This window comes from Siphonobacter sp. SORGH_AS_0500 (assembly GCF_002838835.1).
Lineage (GTDB): Bacteria > Bacteroidota > Bacteroidia > Cytophagales > Spirosomataceae > Siphonobacter.
The window spans coordinates 204,914-222,891 of sequence record NZ_NHPP01000001.1 but is presented as its reverse complement, the minus strand read 5'-3'; the positions used below and the strand labels follow the sequence as shown (position 1 = coordinate 222,891).

Sequence of the window (17,978 nt, the reverse complement as noted above, 5' to 3'; positions counted from 1 at the left end):
AATTTTAAACAGATGCAATTAGATCTTAAGGAATAATAAACTTATTGTCCGTTATAATAGTTGAAAATATATAAAACTCATGCCAGTGAACGAGTTTTTAATAGCAAGAAAATCGTGAAAAGTATAATATTTGACCACGATTTTTAAGCTATTAGCCAAGAATCAGCCCTACTTGGCCCGTATTTTTGGGGCTGAAACTGTTCCTTAATTTATTTTAACGCTTACTATATAAAACGATGGCTTTTGATATTGAAATGATTAAGGCCGTGTACGCCCGGATGCCAGAACGAGTGGCCGCCGCTCGGCAAGTACTAGGTCGTCCGCTAACTCTTTCAGAGAAAATTTTATATACCCACTTGTGGGAAAATCCTCTGGAAAGAGAATATCTGCGTGGTAAAGACTACGTTGATTTCGCTCCTGACCGTGTAGCTATGCAGGATGCGACGGCTCAGATGGCTTTATTGCAGTTTATGCAGGCCGGACGTCCTCAGGTTGCGGTTCCTTCAACGGTGCATTGTGACCACCTGATTCAGGCAAAAGTAGGAGCAAAAGAAGACCTTTTAAATGCAGTGCAACAATCGAAGGAAGTATTTGATTTCCTTTCTTCGGTATCAAATAAATATGGAGTAGGTTTCTGGAAACCCGGAGCTGGTATTATTCACCAGGTAGTTTTGGAAAACTACGCGTTCCCCGGTGGTATGATGATCGGTACGGATTCTCACACTCCTAACGCTGGTGGTCTGGGTATGGTTGCGATTGGGGTAGGTGGTGCAGATGCCTGTGACGTAATGGCAGGTTTGGCCTGGGAATTGAAACAACCTAAATTGATTGGGGTAAAACTGACAGGTAAGCTGAGTGGCTGGGCCTCTGCTAAGGACGTGATCCTCTGGGTAGCGGGTCAGTTAACAGTAAAAGGGGGTACGGGTGCCATCGTTGAATACTTCGGTGAAGGGGCAGAAAGCCTTTCCGCTACGGGTAAAGCAACGATTTGTAACATGGGTGCTGAAATCGGAGCAACGACTTCCATCTTCGCTTATGACCCTAAAATGTCGGAATACCTGAGAGGTACCAGCCGGGCGGACGTAGCTGAACTGGCTGACGACGTGGCTGAATACCTCCGTTCGGATGAGGAAGTATACGCTGATCCTGCAAAATACTATGATCAGCTACTGGAACTGAATCTGGATACGCTGGAACCACATATCAACGGTCCATTCACGCCGGATTTAGCGTGGCCCCTTTCTAAATTTGCTCAGGCAGTGAAAGAAAACAACTGGCCTGCTGAATTAGAAGTAGGTTTGATCGGTTCCTGTACCAACTCGTCTTACGAAGACATCAGCCGTGCGGCTAGCGTGGCTCAACAGGCAGTTGACAAGAAGCTGAAGGCAAAAGCTGAATATACGATTACTCCCGGTTCAGAGTTAGTTCGTTTTACCATCGAACGGGACGGCTTCATCGGCATTTTTGATACGATGGGTGCTGTAGTAATGGCCAATGCCTGTGGACCTTGTATCGGTCAGTGGGCTCGTCACACGCAGGACCCTACCAGAAAAAATTCGATCATTACGTCGTTTAATCGGAACTTCAAATCACGTAATGATGGTAACCCCAACACGCACGCTTTCGTAGCCTCTCCAGAGATCGTAACGGCCTTCGCCATCGCAGGTGACCTTACGTTTAATCCCATGACGGATACGTTAGTAAACGAGGAAGGCCAGGCAGTGAAATTCGATGAACCGCAGGGACTACAGTTACCTCCCCGTGGTTTTGCAGTAGAAGACGCTGGTTACCAGGCTCCGGCTGAAGATGGGTCTACGGTTCAGGTTATTGTTTCTCCTACTTCAGATCGTCTGCAATTACTGGAGCCTTTCACGCCTTGGGAAGGAACGGACATTACGGGCCTGAAGCTGTTAATCAAAGCTAAAGGGAAATGTACAACGGATCATATCTCCATGGCGGGTCCCTGGTTAAAATTCCGCGGTCACCTGGATAATATTTCCAACAACCTCTTGATTGGTGCTACCAACTTCTTCAACGATAAGGCGAACGAAGTGAAGAGCCAGCTCACGGGCGAAGTAGGAACGGTTCCCGGCGTTCAGCGTGGGTACAAAGCAGCCGGTATTGGATCGATCGTGGTAGGAGATGAGAACTACGGTGAAGGTTCTTCCCGCGAGCACGCGGCCATGGAACCTCGTCACTTAGGCGTTCGTGCGATTCTGGTGAAATCTTTCGCCCGTATCCATGAAACTAACCTGAAGAAACAAGGCATGTTAGCCCTGACTTTTGCAGATCCTGCCGATTACGATAAAATCCTTGAAGACGACACCATCGACATCGTAGGATTGACGGAATTTGCTCCCGACAAGCAATTAACAATCGTGCTGAATCACGCTGATGGTTCTACGGAGACATTCCCAGTGAATCACACTTATAACGCGGCTCAAATCGAGTGGTTCAAGGCTGGTGGGGCTCTCAATATCATCCGTCGTGGCGTAGGAGCTTAATTGTACTTGACGTATGAATAGTAAAAAGACCTCGGCCTTGGTCGGGGTCTTTTTCATGGTAACCCTGTGAATCCGCTGGCAACAACACTTTGATATCTGCTTAGTTTCTTGGTCCTAAGGTGGTTGCTACCAGCAGAAAGGCTGGTAGCGGTATGGAGGGTTAGTGATGCTAGATACTCTGGCTGATCCGCTGGTAGCATTACAAAGGCTTTGGTAGGTGTATAATCTACAAAAAGCATCAACTAAAAAATGACATTTATTACCTGCCGAAGGTAGTAAATCGCATTCGCATAATCAGGCTGATCTTGTTGTTTTGAAGTAGATATAAACGCCTGATGAAATGAAAACGATATTGGTTCCTACAGACTTTAGTCCCCTTTCCCTGAAAGCCCTTGACCGGGCTGTTGATCTGGCTATTCCCGTTCAGGCTTCCATTTTATTGTTGGGAGTTGTGAAATATCCCGAACCTATATTAATGGACGCTCATGCTGAAGGAAGTTGGGATCAGGACATGGATGATGCCTTTGAGGAACGCGTAGAATCTATCGAAAATCGACTGCGTTGCCTGTTAGACCAGCCCAAGTATCATCAGGTGCCCATATCAGCCATTGTGAACCGGCAAATGAGCACTATCGGCGAAACCATTGCTTCCAGTAAAGCCGATTTGATTGTAATGGCCTCGGAAGGAGCTACGGGCTGGAAGGAGAAAACCACAGGTTCCAATGCCGAGCGGGTGGTAAGGTATGCCAAATGCCCGGTTTTGATTATCAAGAATGCAGAACCGATTGCCTATCAGAAAGTACTGTTTCCAACGGATTTTACGAATACCAAAGCCTTGCATGCCTTCTTTGCCTTTGCGGATGTTCGAAAAGCTCATCCACACTTCCTGACGGTAAATACGGGTTACCTGGATCGTAGTTTTGATGACCTCGAAGAAGACATGACCGAGCTGGCCGTTGATTTGAAATTGGAATCGTATTCCTACGCGATTATTGACGCCGTAAGTGAAGAAGCCGGAATTATCCGTTATGCCGAAGAAATCAATGCCGATTTAATCGCTTTGTACACGCATGGCCGCACGGGACTGAGTCACTGGTTTCATGGCAGCATTGCCGAAAAGGTGGTTAACCATTCCGAAGTGCCCGTATTAACACTGGTGCAGCAGTAGTTCAATTGCTCGTGTATAATGAAAAAAGACGTGACTGTTCGGTCACGTCTTTTTTCATTAACGGGGATCTATCAATAAGGATTACTTCCCTAAAGAAATCAGGTTAGCAAACAATCGGTACGCCCCGGGAACACCGGCGGGCAACTGCCGGAAAAAAGCATAACCTGTAAAAACATACCAGCCTTTGCCGTACTGTGTGGCCAGCATCCCACCGTTCAGAGGCTGTTCATTGGGATCGTTACTGCTGAAAATGGTTTGATACTCTGGAGCCCACTCATCGGCGAAGTACAAGCCACGTTCCTGAACCCAGCCTTTAAAGTCGGCATCAGTTATTTTATTAGGTGTATTGACAATCGGATGGTTGGGTTGAAGCAAACGCATCTCCGCTTCTTCTACCGTTACCCGATCTTTGGATAAATGGAAAGAATAGGGGCCCATGCCTTTTTCCAGGGGCTGAATGCCTGAATTAACCTGATACTGAACGATCAGTGTACCGCCATTCTTTACGTATTCCATCAAACGCGGCTGGTAATAGTTCATGCGAGGGTTCACGTTGTAGGCCCGAACACCCACCACAATGGCGTCGTATGCTGCTAATGATCCGGTTAATTCTTTTTCACCCAGGAGGGTTACGGAACAGCCCATCTGACGTAAAGCTGCCGGAATTTCATCACCTGCTCCGGGAATATACCCAATGGTTTTAGCCTTATTCTGAATGGCTAACCGCACCAGTTTGGTTTCGGCGGCGGGAAAAACCGCCAGCGGAGGAATGTGCTCATACCCAATTTCGTAAAGCCCCCGCGAAGAAACTTCATCCGTTGTTTTCACGACCACTTTTACGCTAGCGTCTGAAGCTTCTTTCGGAGGAATTAGCTGGAAGGTAACCGTCTGTTCCTGAAACTTGGTAGTAAAATCAACCGGAATCTGAGTCGGTTCAGACCTCCATCCTTTCGGTAACTCCAGACTAACCTGACCCGATACATTCGCCTTTGAAGCCTTGAGCATCACACTATAACTTTTGGGCTGACCGTCCGGGAAAACCAGCACTTTATCAGAAGGGGTTGCCGTAAAGACCGGACGAACCTCAAAGGGACGGTATAACTCACCGCGAACGGCGTCGGTGTATTTGTAGGTAACCGGAACCTGAAGCGTCAGGGGAAGACCATTAATGTCCACCGAAAACTCCGTCTGGAAATCAGCAGGTTTTTCGGGTAAGCCATTGATGGCTAACTCATCCACCCGATACATACCTTTGCTCATTTTGGGCTGTAGTAGCCAATACGGCTGTGTAATGGGCTGATTGAGAGGAATGGTAAAGCTGTTACTGAGGCGTTGTAATTCATTATCAGGCAGCGAAAGATGAAGCATTGTATCTTTCTGAAAACCTTTGAAACGCACCGATTTTAAAGTGACGGGTATGTCTGAGCGTTTGATAATCGTTGTGGTGAGGGTAATGCCTTCTCCTCCGGCTACAGCAAATTTCGAAGGATTACTTTCGTAGTAAAGTCCGGCACAAGCCACGATGAGCTGTGATAACTCTTTCTTCTTTTGCTCTTTCCAGTAGGCATCATCTAGCTTATCAACCAATTGATAGGCCTGAACCAGCAGGGGGACAATAGCCGAAGGCTGTTCGGGCTTGAATTCCTGAATTGCCTGGGTAATAACGCGTTGCACAGCTTCGCCGCCCTTCACGCGTTTCCAGCTTGTCTCCACCCCATCAAACAGATCTTTCGTTGCTTTATCTCCGTTTTTATGAACGAGGTACTCAATTTTCAGTCCACGCGATTTGGCAACGCCGAATCCCTGGGATTTATGTTGGGAACGACTTTCTGCCGCCAGTTCGGGATAAGAGATACCCAACAATGGATTATACCCACCAATTTCAACCGAAATCCAACTACCTTCGCTGGGTCGCTGGGCCGGGTTTATACCGAACGCAAACGTATTCCATAGGATCCGTTTGGGCTGCCAGGGCTTTACAAACTTGAGTTGTTCGGGGAATTGGGTAGGATCACCTGCCATTTTGAAGGCTTCCTCGGCCAGATAAGCCGAAGCCGAGTGATTCCCGTGGCCTGCTCTCGGATCGGGAGGGAAGCGGCAGATCATGACATCGGGACGGAAGTTACGAATTCGCCAAACGATGTCGGCCAGCACGGCATTCTTTCCCCAGACGTCCAATGTTTCTTCGGTATTCTTGGAAAAACCAAAGTCGTTGGCCCGACTGAAGTATTGCTCAGGACCATCAATGGCACGGGCTCCCAATAACTCATACGTACGAATCAAACCCATTAAGTCGGCCTGTTCGCTGCCAATCAGGTTTTGGCCCCCATCGCCGCGAGTGAGCGACAGGTAACCCGTTCGGGCCAGCCGTTCTTTAGCCAGCCAGGACAGCATAACGGTGTTCTCGTCGTCTGGGTGAGCGGCTACGTAGAGCACAGACCCCAGTACATTGAGCTTTTTGAGATTGAGAAGAATTTCCCCCGGAGGGAGCGGTTTGGGTATTTGAGCATACCCGACAGTATAAACAAACAGGATTAGAGCGAAGAGTGAAAAACGAAGCCTCATTGAAAATTGCTCAGGTTATTAGTAGATAAGGGAGCTTAAATGTACCAAAGTATGGGCAAACTAAGCCCGTTGTTGCGACGAAAGCCGATTACAAATTAATAACTGTTAATTAATATGTATTTAACTAACAATAAATTGAATTATATCTTTGGATTGTCGGAAATCTGTTTAACTTTGAAAATACCAAAACACTAACCGTCAAATTGTATGATCTTCGTCTGTATTGCCATCCTGGGATTGCTCATCTACGCAGTATTTCATCAATCCACTACGAATGAAAAAGTAACCCCAATCAGAATGGCGGCGTCGATCATAATTGCATTAAGTATCCTGGCTGCTGTACACGTGTTTATTCGTGAACGCAAAATTGCCCGCTCAACGGCTTCTAAAATTATGCACCACCAAACGGGCGTTCAGCAACGTGTAGCCGTGGCCTTACGTAATCGGAGGTAAGTGAATTGATAAGTACAGAAGAATCAGAAGATACCTACTTAATCTCAATAGCAGAGGAAGCGATACCAATCGCTTCCTCTTTTTTTATTTTATCAGGAGATTATATAACGTGTAATGGCAGGTAGAGTAGGAATGAAGTAGAATCTTGCTCCAGAAATTGTTAGGGATTGAAATAAGAAAGAAAAATCTCATTTCTAGTCAATTTCCATGTATTGCACTTTTTAATACAAGATTAGTTAAGCTAAATAAACGCGATAGTAAAATAAGCTATAAATAGATTTTTGAAATTAAATTATTGTATATGTATATATAATATGCTGTATAATAGATAGTTAAATGGAAATTTTATTGAAAATAGATAATAATAAAACTTTTTATTAAATCGAAATAAAGTATTGGTACGGAACTGGAATACTTTTTTTAAGATGAAATAAGCCTTTAAAAATCTATCTAAGTACTAGTATCATTTTCTTTCGAGTAACGATAATATTTAGAATTTCTGAATATTAATCAAGGCCCTACACCGAATTCAATTCTCTTTGAACAAGTACACATCAGCCTTTTATAAAGACTGAAATAATGCCGTTGTGTCAGTATACAGACCACAACAGGTTCGCTTAATAAAAGGATCAGGGAATATTCAGTCTCTATTATTAACGTATGAAAAAGCGTCAACCTTTATGGCTTACTCTGCACGCTACCGGAGTGAGTTATTACTGTAAACGAATGAGTATACTGGCCTTGTGTGTGATGAGTTATACGGAAAGCCAGGCTCAGCAAACACCGCCAGACACCCTTAGCAGACCTAGGGTTGATACTACTTCTGTTCCGATCATTACGTCAGATACCATTCCGGTTCCGGCCCGACCTGCGGTAAAACCAGACACGCTAGTTAAACCCAAAACAAAGCCCGATACAACGTCGGTTCCGATGAGCAAGCCTGACTCCGTTAATCGGCCTCCCGTCAGACCAACCGCTAAACCAGATACTACCGCTCCCCGAAGGAGTGTACTTCAGCAAGATTCGGTACCCATCCCGGCGGTCAAGCAGGATACGGTTCCCAAACCTACTCAAACACCGGCCAAAGCAGATTCATTGTCTACACCACCACCGCTTCAAAATGCTGCTACGGATAGCCTACCGGGTGGGAAAGTCGTCAGAGGAAAAGTTTCGGATGAAAAAGCGGGGGGCTTACCCGGTGTTGGAATTACCGTAAAAAACACGAAGATTCAGACCATTACGGCGGTTGATGGGACGTATCAGGTTAAAGTGCCGAACGCTCAATCCATTTTAGTCTTCAGTTTTACTGGATATCAACCCCAGGAACAGCCCGTTCGAAATCTAAGTACGATTAATGTTTCGATGAGGCCGGATGTAAAAGCGTTGAAAGAAGTCGTGGTGGTAGGGTACGGTACGCAAAACAAACGGGACCTTGCCAGTGCCACTTCCCGGGTATCTGCAACGGAGATAAAAACGGCGGTGGTTAATACCATTGATCAGGCCTTGCAGGGACGGACGACGGGCGTGCAGGTAACGGAATCGTCGGGGGAACCGGGTGCTTCTACCGTCGTTCGGATTCGGGGTAATAACTCCTTGAGCGGCAATAACGAGCCGCTTTATGTCGTCGATGGATTTCCAATGCCGCCTTACCGCGAAGCTTCCGCCAATTTTACGGGAGCTTACGCTCAGAACGGGTTGTACGGCATTAACCCGAACGATATTGAAAGCATGGAAGTATTAAAAGATGCTTCAGCGACGGCGATTTATGGTTCACGGGGGGCTAACGGGGTGATTCTGATTACAACCAAAAGTGGCAAGCGGGGCGAAGGACGGGTAGAATTAGTCAATCGAACGTCGTTTGGACAAATCGCCAATCCGATCCAGATGATGAACAGTCGGCAGTATGCGGAAGTCATTAACGAATCTTACGCCTTGACGAACCGACCTCCGGCCTTCACGGACATCAACGCTACTATGCCCAGCACCGATTGGGTAAAGGCGATTACCCAACCTAGTTTTCGGCAGGATATTACGGTAGGCGTTTCGGGTGGAGGACCTAAAACATCCTTTTACCTTTCCACCAATTACCTCCACGAACGCGGAACGATCATTAATTCCAATAACAATCGGGGAAGTTTTCGGGCTAATATTAACAGCGATATTACTGATTGGTACACCGTGAAAGCTCAGCTTTCGCTGGTCCGTCAGCAATCCAACCGGGCCATTACGTCTTCTAAAGCCTGGCCGAGTTCGGGTGGGTTACTGGATGGATTGAAAGCACCACCGACGCTTGGTCTAGATTACCTGGGCTTCAACAGTGCCGGAATTCCCAATTATTCGGGTTATTACTTCGCCAATCCTTACAATGAGTTGATGTCCAAAACGGATGTTTCGCTCAATGATTACTCCATTCTGAACCTGGAAAACTGGTTCAAAATTGTGAAAGGGCTGCAATTGGTGGTAAGCGTAGGTACGAATCAGAACCTGACGCGTCGGAAAGTTTTTCTGCCCCCCACCACGGCGGAGGGATATGCCTCGAATGGGAGCGGCAGCAATACCCTGGCGAATACGTATAGCTATAACCTGAATTCCTATTTCCTGTATGAAAACAATTTTGCTAATAAACATTACCTTAACACAACGCTTGGGGTAGAATATAACCAGCAGATTGTGGAGTTACTCAACACCAATTCTACGGGTTATGCAATTCCTGAGTTCGGAGTAGATAACATTGGTAGTGCTCAGAATCAGAATATTGGATCATTCAAGGAAAACCGAACCATCCAATCGGCTTTCGCCCGGGTTAACTATACGTTCAACGGTAAGTATGTGCTGAATACTTCGTTACGTCTGGATGGAGCTTCGCCCTTTGCGGCTAACAAAAAGTATGGATTTTTCCCATCGGTAGGGGTGGCCTGGAATCTCAATGAAGAGAACTTCATGAAAAACGTTCGCTTTGTTTCGAACGCCAAACTTCGGGGTTCGTTCGGGGAAACGGGTAGCCAGGCTATTGGAGCGTATTCTTCACTAACGCAGTTCTACAGCGGGTTTTACCAGATGGGGCAGGAAGGTAACATTGCGACCAGTTTGTATTCCACAACCATTGGTAACCCGAATCTTTCCTGGGAACGGACGCGACAGTTAAACGCGGGGATTGACTTTAGTTCAGCTAATGAGCGACTGAATTTCAGCGTTGACTATTACGAAAAACGAACACTGGGATTGTTGCAACCCCGTACCCTGCCTTCACAATCGGGTGTGAGTTCTATTCTGGATAATTATGGTTCCATGCGAAACCGGGGGGTAGAGGTTAGCATTCAGGCAACTATTATTCAAAAGAAAAGCTTGACTCTATCGACTCGACTGAACGTTTCCCATAACGTAACGACGCTGCTGGATCTGGGCGAACGAACCACGCCAGATTACGTGAACATCAGTGGAAACCTGCTGGGCGGAACCTCGGGTATTCTGATTCCGGGTCGGGAAGTGGGCTTGTTTTTTGGAAACCGAATTGTGGGTCTGGCCCAGCCCGGCGATTTTGATTCAGAAGGAACGCCCAATTATCCTTACGGAATCTTAAGTGATCAGATTCCGGGAACCTGGAAGTATCAGGATTTGAACGGAGACGGAAAAATTACGGCTGATGACCGACAGGTTCTGGGCAAATCCAATCCTGATTTTACATTTGGCTGGAACACTGACTTTACCTGGAAAAATTTCGGATTAACCGCATTTTTCACCGGGTCCGTGGGGAATGACGTACTAAATCTCACTCGTTTTTACCTCAATAATGGGCTGGTAGATTACGCGGGAGTTATTTTCAACCAGACCCAGGATTGGTATACTAACCGCTGGACCCCTTCCAATCCTCATAACAACCCTCGTTACCCAAGTACCCAACGAGGCATTGGATCGAGCGATATTAACTCGGTCATGCTGGAAGATGGTAGCTTCGCCCGATTGAAAATGCTGACGCTTTCCTACGGTTTTCCTACGTTGGGACCCGTTAAAAACCTCCGCCTTTTTGTAACGGGAACCAACTTGTTGACCATTACCAACTATACAGGATTCGATCCTGAAGTAAGTTCATTCAATCAGTCCTTATTGCAGCAGGGAATTGACTACGGAGCATATCCGGCCCAGCGTTCGTATACGTTCGGTCTTTCCTGCAACTTTTAATGAGCCAATCCATGAAAAATAGACTGCTTTTAGGATTTACCTTACTAATCGGACTTTCTTCCTGTCGAAATGCCCTGGATGAAGAACCGTTCTCGTCCATTTCTAAAGAACAGGTTTTCAGTAATGAAGACGGACTAAATAAGGCAACGCTAGGGGTGTACCAGATCTGGTCGGCACCGAATTTTAGTGACGTCTGGAGCCGCTTTTTATTAAGTGAATCAGGACATCGCTATTCCACAGGGGGCATCCTCGGTCCTGGAGCCGACCCTTACTATCGGTTTGGGCACTTACCTTCGGCGGGGGCTTTCGATGCCGTCTGGACGCGAATGTATCGGGTGATTTATCGGGCGAATATTGTCATTGATAACGCTCGGTCGGCAGTTAATCAGGACTCGACAGCAGCTCCTTACATTGCCGAAGCTCGTTTTCTGCGTGGATACGCTTACTTCAATCTCGTGCGGGATTTTGGCGGCGTTCCTCTGATTTTGCGTGAAATTACTTCTCTGAATGATCGGGACTTGATTTATGCTCCCCGGGCATCGGTGGAAGAAGTGTATACCGCTATTATTGAAGATTTAACGTTTGCCGAAGCGAATTTACCCAATCAGTGGACGGGAGAAAACCTCGGTCGGGTTTCGGCAGGAACGGTGAAGGCCATGTTAGGGAAAGTATACATGCAGATGGCCGGTCAACCCTTAAATCAATCGGAATATTACCAGCGGGCGGCGGCCAAGTTGCAGGAAGTGGTCGGAACGGCTAATGAGGCCAAGTATAACCTTGGACTTATGGATGACTTTGAATCGATCTTTTCGCTGGATAATGAACGGAATAAAGAGCTGGTGTTATCCTTTGGCTACTTTATTAACTCTTCGAATCCAAACGGTAACATCTTTCCCTTTAATCTTTTCCCGCGTGGGTTAGTGAATGGAGATGAACAGACGAGTTACGGATTAACGTACGATTTGTACCGCCTTTACGAACGCACCGATACGCGTCGGGATTTCACCCTCGTAGATCGGTATGTATTCAAGGGTGTGGCAAACGGCGGTGCTGAACCGGGAGACAGCATTGTGTATAACCCCACAACGCGGCATTATTACGTGAAACGAACGGGAGAAATCTTTCTGCAAAGTAATTTTGAATGTGGACTGGCCTACGGAAAACTGGCTCGCGTAGCCCGGCCTTCGGGAGCAGCGGCTCAAGGGTATAGCTCCGATTTGATCGAGTTACGATTTTCGGATGTGTTACTCTTACTAGCCGAAGCTTTAAACGAAACGAATCAGACGGCTCAGGCTTTGCCCTTGCTGAACCGCGTACGAACCAGGGCGAAAGCTTCGACAGTGCAGGCTAGCTCGGTAGCTGATTTACGACAGGCCATTCGTCGGGAGCGGCGTCTGGAGTTAACCGGAGAGTTAACCACCATTTACGACATTCGTCGCTGGGGCACTTTGAAAGAGGAAATGGCGGCCATTAAACCCGAGCAGATCATTAATAGCACCTTACCACCCTACGATGCTAAATTTGAAATATACCCCGTGCCTCAGTCGCAGCGGGACGCAAATCCGAATTTGACGCAGAATAGTGGATGGTAGTGGATAGAAACGAATTTTGAGCTGACTTAGATCAACTCCGCTCTTTCGGATTTGCAATCCGAAAGCCATCTGTAAGGGATTTGTAATCTGAGCTGACTTAAATCAATCATAGTTAAAAGGAGAAGGCAGACCATCGGATCTGCCTTCTTTTAGATACAATCACTTTCTTCGACTGACATGAAAAATACATGTCAGTTTATTTTAATGCATAAGTAAGATAACCACCATCCGCTACAATCTCAGCTCCGGTGATAAAGCTGGCTGCATCAGATGCCAGGAACAGGACTGTTTTAGCAATTTCATCGGGGTCTCCAAGCCTTTGCAAGGCGGTAGCACCCGCCAGCATACCTTGTGCTTCCGAAGGGATGACAGTAGCCAGACCTGGTGTGGTAATGGGCCCCGGGCTGATGATGTTAACGCGTATTTTTCTATCAGCCAGCTCATTAGCTGCGATTTGAGCAATTTTATTCAGTGCTCCCTTCGTTGCGGAATAGATGCTGGTTCCGAGGTTGGCAGCAGTAGCAGCAGTTGATGAAGTGAATAGTACGGACGCACCATCCGCCAAGTGAGGAATGAATTGTTGCAATGTGAAAAAATGCCCTTTCACATTTGTGTTAAACTGAGAGTCAAAATTTGCTTCGGTAACTTCTATAATGGGTTCAAAAACTCCGATTCCTGCATTCAGAAAGAGAACATCCAGCTTGTTTCCGGTCTTTGCGAACGCTTGTTCCAACGCCGCAATACCTGCAAGTTGGGAAGTGTCCGACACGACAGTGGTCAGTTTTGGGCTTTGTATTTGGTTACTCGCTTTTTGGAGATTTTCAGCATTTCTCCCAGTGATCCACACGTTGGCCCCTGATTCGATGAATGCTTTTGCCGTGGCGAATCCAATACCCGTAGTACCACCAGTAATAATGACGTTCTTACCTGTAAAGTCCATAGTTAATTTTAGCTATATTAGCAGTTTGTTTTCCGAACTACAAATCTAGCTAAAGTAGTTTGAAAAATAAACTACTTTTAATGAAAATAGAATGAAAACTAGCGAGAGAAGATCAACTTGTCCCATCAATTATTCGGTTGAAATTTTTGGTGATAAATGGATGTTTCTGATCTTGAGGGACATTATGTTCAACGGGAAGAATTCGTTTCTGGAGTTTCGGGCTTCGGACGAGAAAATATCTTCAGCTGTCCTTACCGAGAAGTTGAACCTATTATTGGAAGAAGGGATTGTTTCCAAAGTAACGTCGCCCAAAAATGCGTCCAAATTCCTGTATCTGATCACGGAAAAAGGCATTGAGCTGGTGCCAGCCATGGTAGAGTTTCTAGATTGGGGTTCCAGATATAACCCCGACGGAGGCCCCAAGACTTGGCTTGAACGGATCAGGCAAAATAAAAAAAAGGCGATTATGGAGCTTCAGGATAAATTAAGAGAGGACCGGCGTTCGCATGAGTTAACGTGAAATGAAGCACCTTATCAAGTAAAGGTCGGTAAGAGTAATAAGGTAATGTTTCACTTGGGTCTCAGGAATGGACAGGTAAGGGTATGGTATTGAAAATACAGGCCTCTAGCAATGTCCAAACATTAGCTGTAACAATATGACTGATCAGCAAGTAATAGAATTAATAGAAAAAGAATTTAAAGAGAAGACGCTCGGAGTAACGGAGCAATATCTTGAAATTCATATCCCTATTTATATTGACGGTAATCTAAAAATTGATCGAATTGACCGTGAGAAAAAAGGGGAACTAATTATTGCTTATTTACCTGTATTTAACGAAAGATTTTACTTTGCCATTTATATCGACATTGTAACGAATGACATAATCAGCATCGGGACCGAAGCTCACAATTGCGTATCTTTTAGGGCAGACTCTGCTAAATTCAACTTAGAAGAACTTGCTACAATGACGTTTCTCGACTCTACGGATGGAAGAAATAAAGGAGATAAAAAGGGAACTGGATTTTGGGAAGAAAGTACAATTTTTTTCGAACCTAACCCTGAACCAGATGAGTTTGAAGACAAACTGAAAAAGCTTTTAGACTTTTTAGAAAGCGATAGGGAAGGGACAAAGCATCTTGTAAGAAATGCTGGTGGATATATTCAAGTCACAATGGAGATGCATAATGGTAATAGTATGCTTGGAGGTCCGCATATTGATACCAATGCATTAAAAAGAATGAGTGATTTAGGTTTAGGAATAAATTTTGACCTTTGCGTTGGAGGTAAAAGTTTTAAAGATTAAAATTACTACTATTGACAGTTTAACTTAAATTTCAGGCGAACCACAAGCATATAATTTGAATTCATTTACTGTGAATTAGTACTTTGTTTTTTGTGGAGCATCCTAAACAAAAATCATAGTTTATAAGCTGTTTCTTATTTCAAGCGAAGTAGAAAATTAATAATAAACTACATCATAGTGAGTGATTACAATCATCCTACTTTTCATAGGAAAGAACATGCCGATGGCTTCATCGGAAACACTAAACCAAATGTCTTCCCAGTATTGTAACAGATAAGCTAAAGCAAATTTATCTATTTCGTTGGGGTAATTCCAGATAACGAATACCTCTGTATCTTTTAGTAACGCTAAATCTTTTAAAACAGCTTCTAATTCAGCAGAAGTATTAATGCCACCATATTTTCTTTTGTTGAATAATCTATCTACTAGATCTTTAAAAAGACTATTATTTGAATTCATACCGTATTGATTTCTAAAAAAATCCTCTAAGAATAATTTTTCATGGGTAGATATGGGCTGAAGAGATATATGGTAGCCATATTCCTTAAAAAACAAATCCTTTCTAAATTGTTCCATTGCTATAATAATTTATCTTAGGTCTCCGCTCTTTCTAATTTGCTACAAAAAATAATGTAAATTAATTATTTTTAAGACACTGCTCAAGTTGAAAAGTTGCATTCTCTTTTATAATTAGATCATCAGATTCTTCTAGCAGCTTTAATTTCTGTATTGCTTCAGGGGTATTAACTGCCCCTAAAGCGTAAATACATTTTTTAGCTAATGCACGCATTTCATCATAATCAGGAACATCAACTGCAACTTCATATAATTTATCTACACTTTTAGGATCTTTAATAAACTCAAGTACACTAACAATGTCTTCTTCAGAAATATGCCATTTCTCATCCAAAAGATGAAGTAAAATATCTGTATAGTCTTCATCTGCCCCATCCCAACAAAGCACAGCAACTGTACAAGCTAAACCCTTTTTATCTTTATTTGCTACATTTTCTTTCAATAAAGAAAGTGTTTGCTCTTTGAATCGAACTAACATCCCTTCTGGAAATTGTCCCCAATAATTATTAAAATAGTTGGTTCTACTTAATAATCCTTTATAAAATTTGTTAAAATCAAACATTACAGTATTTTTTTTAAACTTTGAATCCAAGGATTAAACATATGGGTATTTTGTAGTGTTCCCAAATTCAGAATACTCTCCGCTTTTTCGGATTTGCAATCCGAAAGCTATCTGTAAGGGATTTATAATCCCAGATTGCTGTTCATCTTAACTGATTATAAATTGCATTCAAATAAAAAGGCAGACCATTAGGGCTGCCTTTTTATTTGTCATAGCCGAGCGTAAATTACTTCTTCAACACGGGTAAAAGAATTTTACTGGCGGCTGAAGCATTATGGAATACTTTGATATTCGCTTTTTGGAAATCAGAGTCTTTTGCCTGATAAATATCTACAAATTTCTGAGGATTACGATCCGCTAAGGGGAACCAACTACTTTGAATCTGTACCATAATTTTGTGGCCTTTTTTGAAGGTATGAGCCACATCAGGCAGATCGTACTTCACCTGCGTTACTTGGTTCGGAACGAAAGCTTCTGGCTTTTCGAAACTCTTGCGGAAACGGCCTCGCATGATCTCACCCCGAACCAGCATCTGATAGCCGTTCATAATGTATGAATCCGACTCGCTGTATTCAAAGTCATCAGGGAAGACGTCAATCAATTTTACTACAAAATCGGCGTCAGTAGAGCTGAGACTTACCTGCAAATCAGCCGTTAAGGTTCCTGAGAGCGTCACATCGTCGGTGAGAACTTCCGTTTCAAAAACTAAAACATCGGGACGAATGGCTGCAAAACGCTGATCGTCAGTCATGTACTCACGTGTACGGGCCGTTTTTACCCCTTCGGCGTAAGGAACGGGTTTTGCGGGATCACTTACATACTCTGTAAATTCTTTCGTGCTCTGAGGTTTGCTAAAGCTTAAGCCGCCATTCGACTGTAAGTAAAGGGGCGTTTCAGTAACGGCTTTAGGAGGCCAGGTTTCGAAAGTCTTCCACTGATTTTCACCCGTAAAGAAGATCGTTGCTTCGTTCAGTTTATCAACCGAACCCTTGCCTTTGAGGTAATAGTTAAAGAAAGGAATCTCTACGTTTTCAGCGTAATACGTACTTGTGGGGCTGCCGAACTGTACATTACCCAGCGAAGAGCCATCGCTACCACGACCCGCCCATTGACCGTGGAACCAGGGACCCATGATGATTTTATTATTATTTTTTGCCTTGCTTTCAATAGCACTGTACGTGGTCCAGGCACCGAAGCAGTCTTCCGCATCAAATAGACCACCCACTACCAGCGTCGCGATGTTTGGCGAGATGTTACCCACAAAATTCCGTACGTTACGATCTGTCCACCACTTCGTCATGTTAGGATGTGTCATCAGGTCATTCCAGAAACGAACGCTGTCACCCGCCATTTTTGTGAAGTTGGGCAGAGCTCCTGTTCTCAGAAAAAAGTCGTAGCTGTCTTTGGTTGGTAAGGCAAATCCTCTGGGACCAACCGTAGTAGGTTTCGGACGCGGAGCACCAAATCCGCGAGCCACGTAGAAATTGAAGGCATCCATCAGCATAAATGCCCCGTTGTGGTGAAAATCATCACCCAGAAACCAATCCGTTACCGGAGCTTGCGGACTAGCCGCTTTCAGAGCAGGGTGGTTACTAAGAGCTGCCATGGTCGAATAAAAGCCGGGGTAGGAGATACCAAATACGCCAACCTTGCCATTGTTATCCGGCAGATTTTTCACCATCCAGTCAATGGTATCGTAGGTGTCACTGGCTTCGTCAACGTCTGATTTTCCCTTCTTTGCGGGGTTATACGGACGAATATCTTCAAATACACCTTCACTCATCCAGCGACCGCGAACGTCCTGAATCACCATGATGTAACCTTCCTTCAGATAGGTCTTATAATGATTAACGTAAAAAGGACGGTATACATCTGAGCCGTACGGAGCACAAGAGTAGGGCGTCCGGGTCATCAGAATGGGGTGTTTCTCTGATTTGTCTTTGGGTAGGTAAATGGAAGTGAAGAGCTTCGTGCCATCCCTCATCGGAATGTATTGTTCTAGCTTGGTGTAATTGTTTCGAAACCAGGTGGAGTCAGCGTTTTGTGCCTGGGTAAAAAGCGGTACTAAAAAAAGCAGTAAGTAACGAATCTCTTTCATTATTGATGGAGGTTTACGGGAAAAACAGAAGATTCGT

Annotated in this window: 12 protein-coding genes; 7 read left to right on the top strand and 5 right to left on the bottom strand. The window is 44.7% G+C overall.

The annotated features are described in order from the left end of the window. The first annotated feature begins 236 nt into the window (after nucleotides 1-236). Nucleotides 237-2,504 (top strand): aconitate hydratase, encoded by a 2,268-nt coding sequence (locus tag BWI96_RS00980; RefSeq protein WP_106634838.1) that lies wholly within the window; start codon nucleotides 237-239, stop codon nucleotides 2,502-2,504. Nucleotides 2,505-2,844: 340 nt separating this feature from the next. Next, a complete protein-coding gene (locus BWI96_RS00975; RefSeq protein ID WP_106634837.1) occupies nucleotides 2,845-3,672 on the top strand; it encodes a universal stress protein in 828 nt (275 codons plus the stop codon). Between the two features lie 81 nt (nucleotides 3,673-3,753). Here the strand turns inward: BWI96_RS00975 and BWI96_RS00970 are convergent, their stop codons facing one another. Beyond that, entirely contained in the window at nucleotides 3,754-6,237 is a 2,484-nt protein-coding gene (locus BWI96_RS00970; RefSeq protein ID WP_106634836.1) for a PIG-L family deacetylase, read from the bottom strand. Between the two features lie 207 nt (nucleotides 6,238-6,444). On the opposite strand from BWI96_RS00970, the gene BWI96_RS00965 reads away from it, so the two are divergent. The 3 genes from BWI96_RS00965 (at nucleotide 6,445) to BWI96_RS00955 (ending at nucleotide 12,461) form a co-directional block, all read left to right on the top strand. Next, complete coding sequence (locus BWI96_RS00965; RefSeq protein WP_106634835.1) at nucleotides 6,445-6,690, top strand: hypothetical protein; 246 nt, start codon at nucleotides 6,445-6,447, stop codon at nucleotides 6,688-6,690. A 660-nt stretch (nucleotides 6,691-7,350) separates the two neighbouring features. Continuing rightward, on the top strand, nucleotides 7,351-10,869 hold the full coding sequence (locus BWI96_RS00960; RefSeq protein ID WP_106634834.1) for a TonB-dependent receptor: 3,519 nt from the start codon (nucleotides 7,351-7,353) through the stop codon (nucleotides 10,867-10,869). Nucleotides 10,870-10,880: 11 nt separating this feature from the next. Continuing rightward, nucleotides 10,881-12,461 carry a RagB/SusD family nutrient uptake outer membrane protein gene (locus BWI96_RS00955; RefSeq protein WP_106635040.1) on the top strand — a complete coding sequence of 527 codons (1,581 nt, stop codon included), beginning with the start codon at nucleotides 10,881-10,883 and terminating at the stop codon, nucleotides 12,459-12,461. A gap of 196 nt (nucleotides 12,462-12,657) precedes the next feature. On the opposite strand, the gene BWI96_RS00950 is transcribed toward BWI96_RS00955, so the two are convergent. Continuing rightward, nucleotides 12,658-13,401, bottom strand: coding sequence for an SDR family NAD(P)-dependent oxidoreductase (locus BWI96_RS00950; RefSeq protein WP_106634833.1), 744 nt, complete (start codon nucleotides 13,399-13,401; stop codon nucleotides 12,658-12,660). A 91-nt stretch (nucleotides 13,402-13,492) separates the two neighbouring features. On the opposite strand from BWI96_RS00950, the gene BWI96_RS00945 reads away from it, so the two are divergent. Together BWI96_RS00945 and BWI96_RS00940 are read left to right on the top strand one after the other, a co-directional pair. Continuing rightward, nucleotides 13,493-13,921, top strand: coding sequence for a helix-turn-helix domain-containing protein (locus BWI96_RS00945; RefSeq protein WP_106634832.1), 429 nt, complete (start codon nucleotides 13,493-13,495; stop codon nucleotides 13,919-13,921). Nucleotides 13,922-14,057: 136 nt separating this feature from the next. Next, a complete protein-coding gene (locus BWI96_RS00940) occupies nucleotides 14,058-14,705 on the top strand; it encodes a DUF4279 domain-containing protein (protein WP_106634831.1) in 648 nt (215 codons plus the stop codon). A gap of 156 nt (nucleotides 14,706-14,861) precedes the next feature. On the opposite strand, the gene BWI96_RS00935 is transcribed toward BWI96_RS00940, so the two are convergent. From BWI96_RS00935 to BWI96_RS00925, 3 genes are all read right to left on the bottom strand, one after another. After that, nucleotides 14,862-15,281 (bottom strand): hypothetical protein, encoded by a 420-nt coding sequence (locus BWI96_RS00935; RefSeq protein ID WP_106634830.1) that lies wholly within the window; start codon nucleotides 15,279-15,281, stop codon nucleotides 14,862-14,864. Between the two features lie 61 nt (nucleotides 15,282-15,342). Continuing rightward, a complete protein-coding gene (locus BWI96_RS00930) occupies nucleotides 15,343-15,873 on the bottom strand; it encodes a HEAT repeat domain-containing protein (protein WP_198555106.1) in 531 nt (176 codons plus the stop codon). Between the two features lie 196 nt (nucleotides 15,874-16,069). Then, nucleotides 16,070-17,941, bottom strand: coding sequence for a CocE/NonD family hydrolase (locus BWI96_RS00925; RefSeq protein WP_106634828.1), 1,872 nt, complete (start codon nucleotides 17,939-17,941; stop codon nucleotides 16,070-16,072). Nucleotides 17,942-17,978 lie beyond the last annotated feature (37 nt).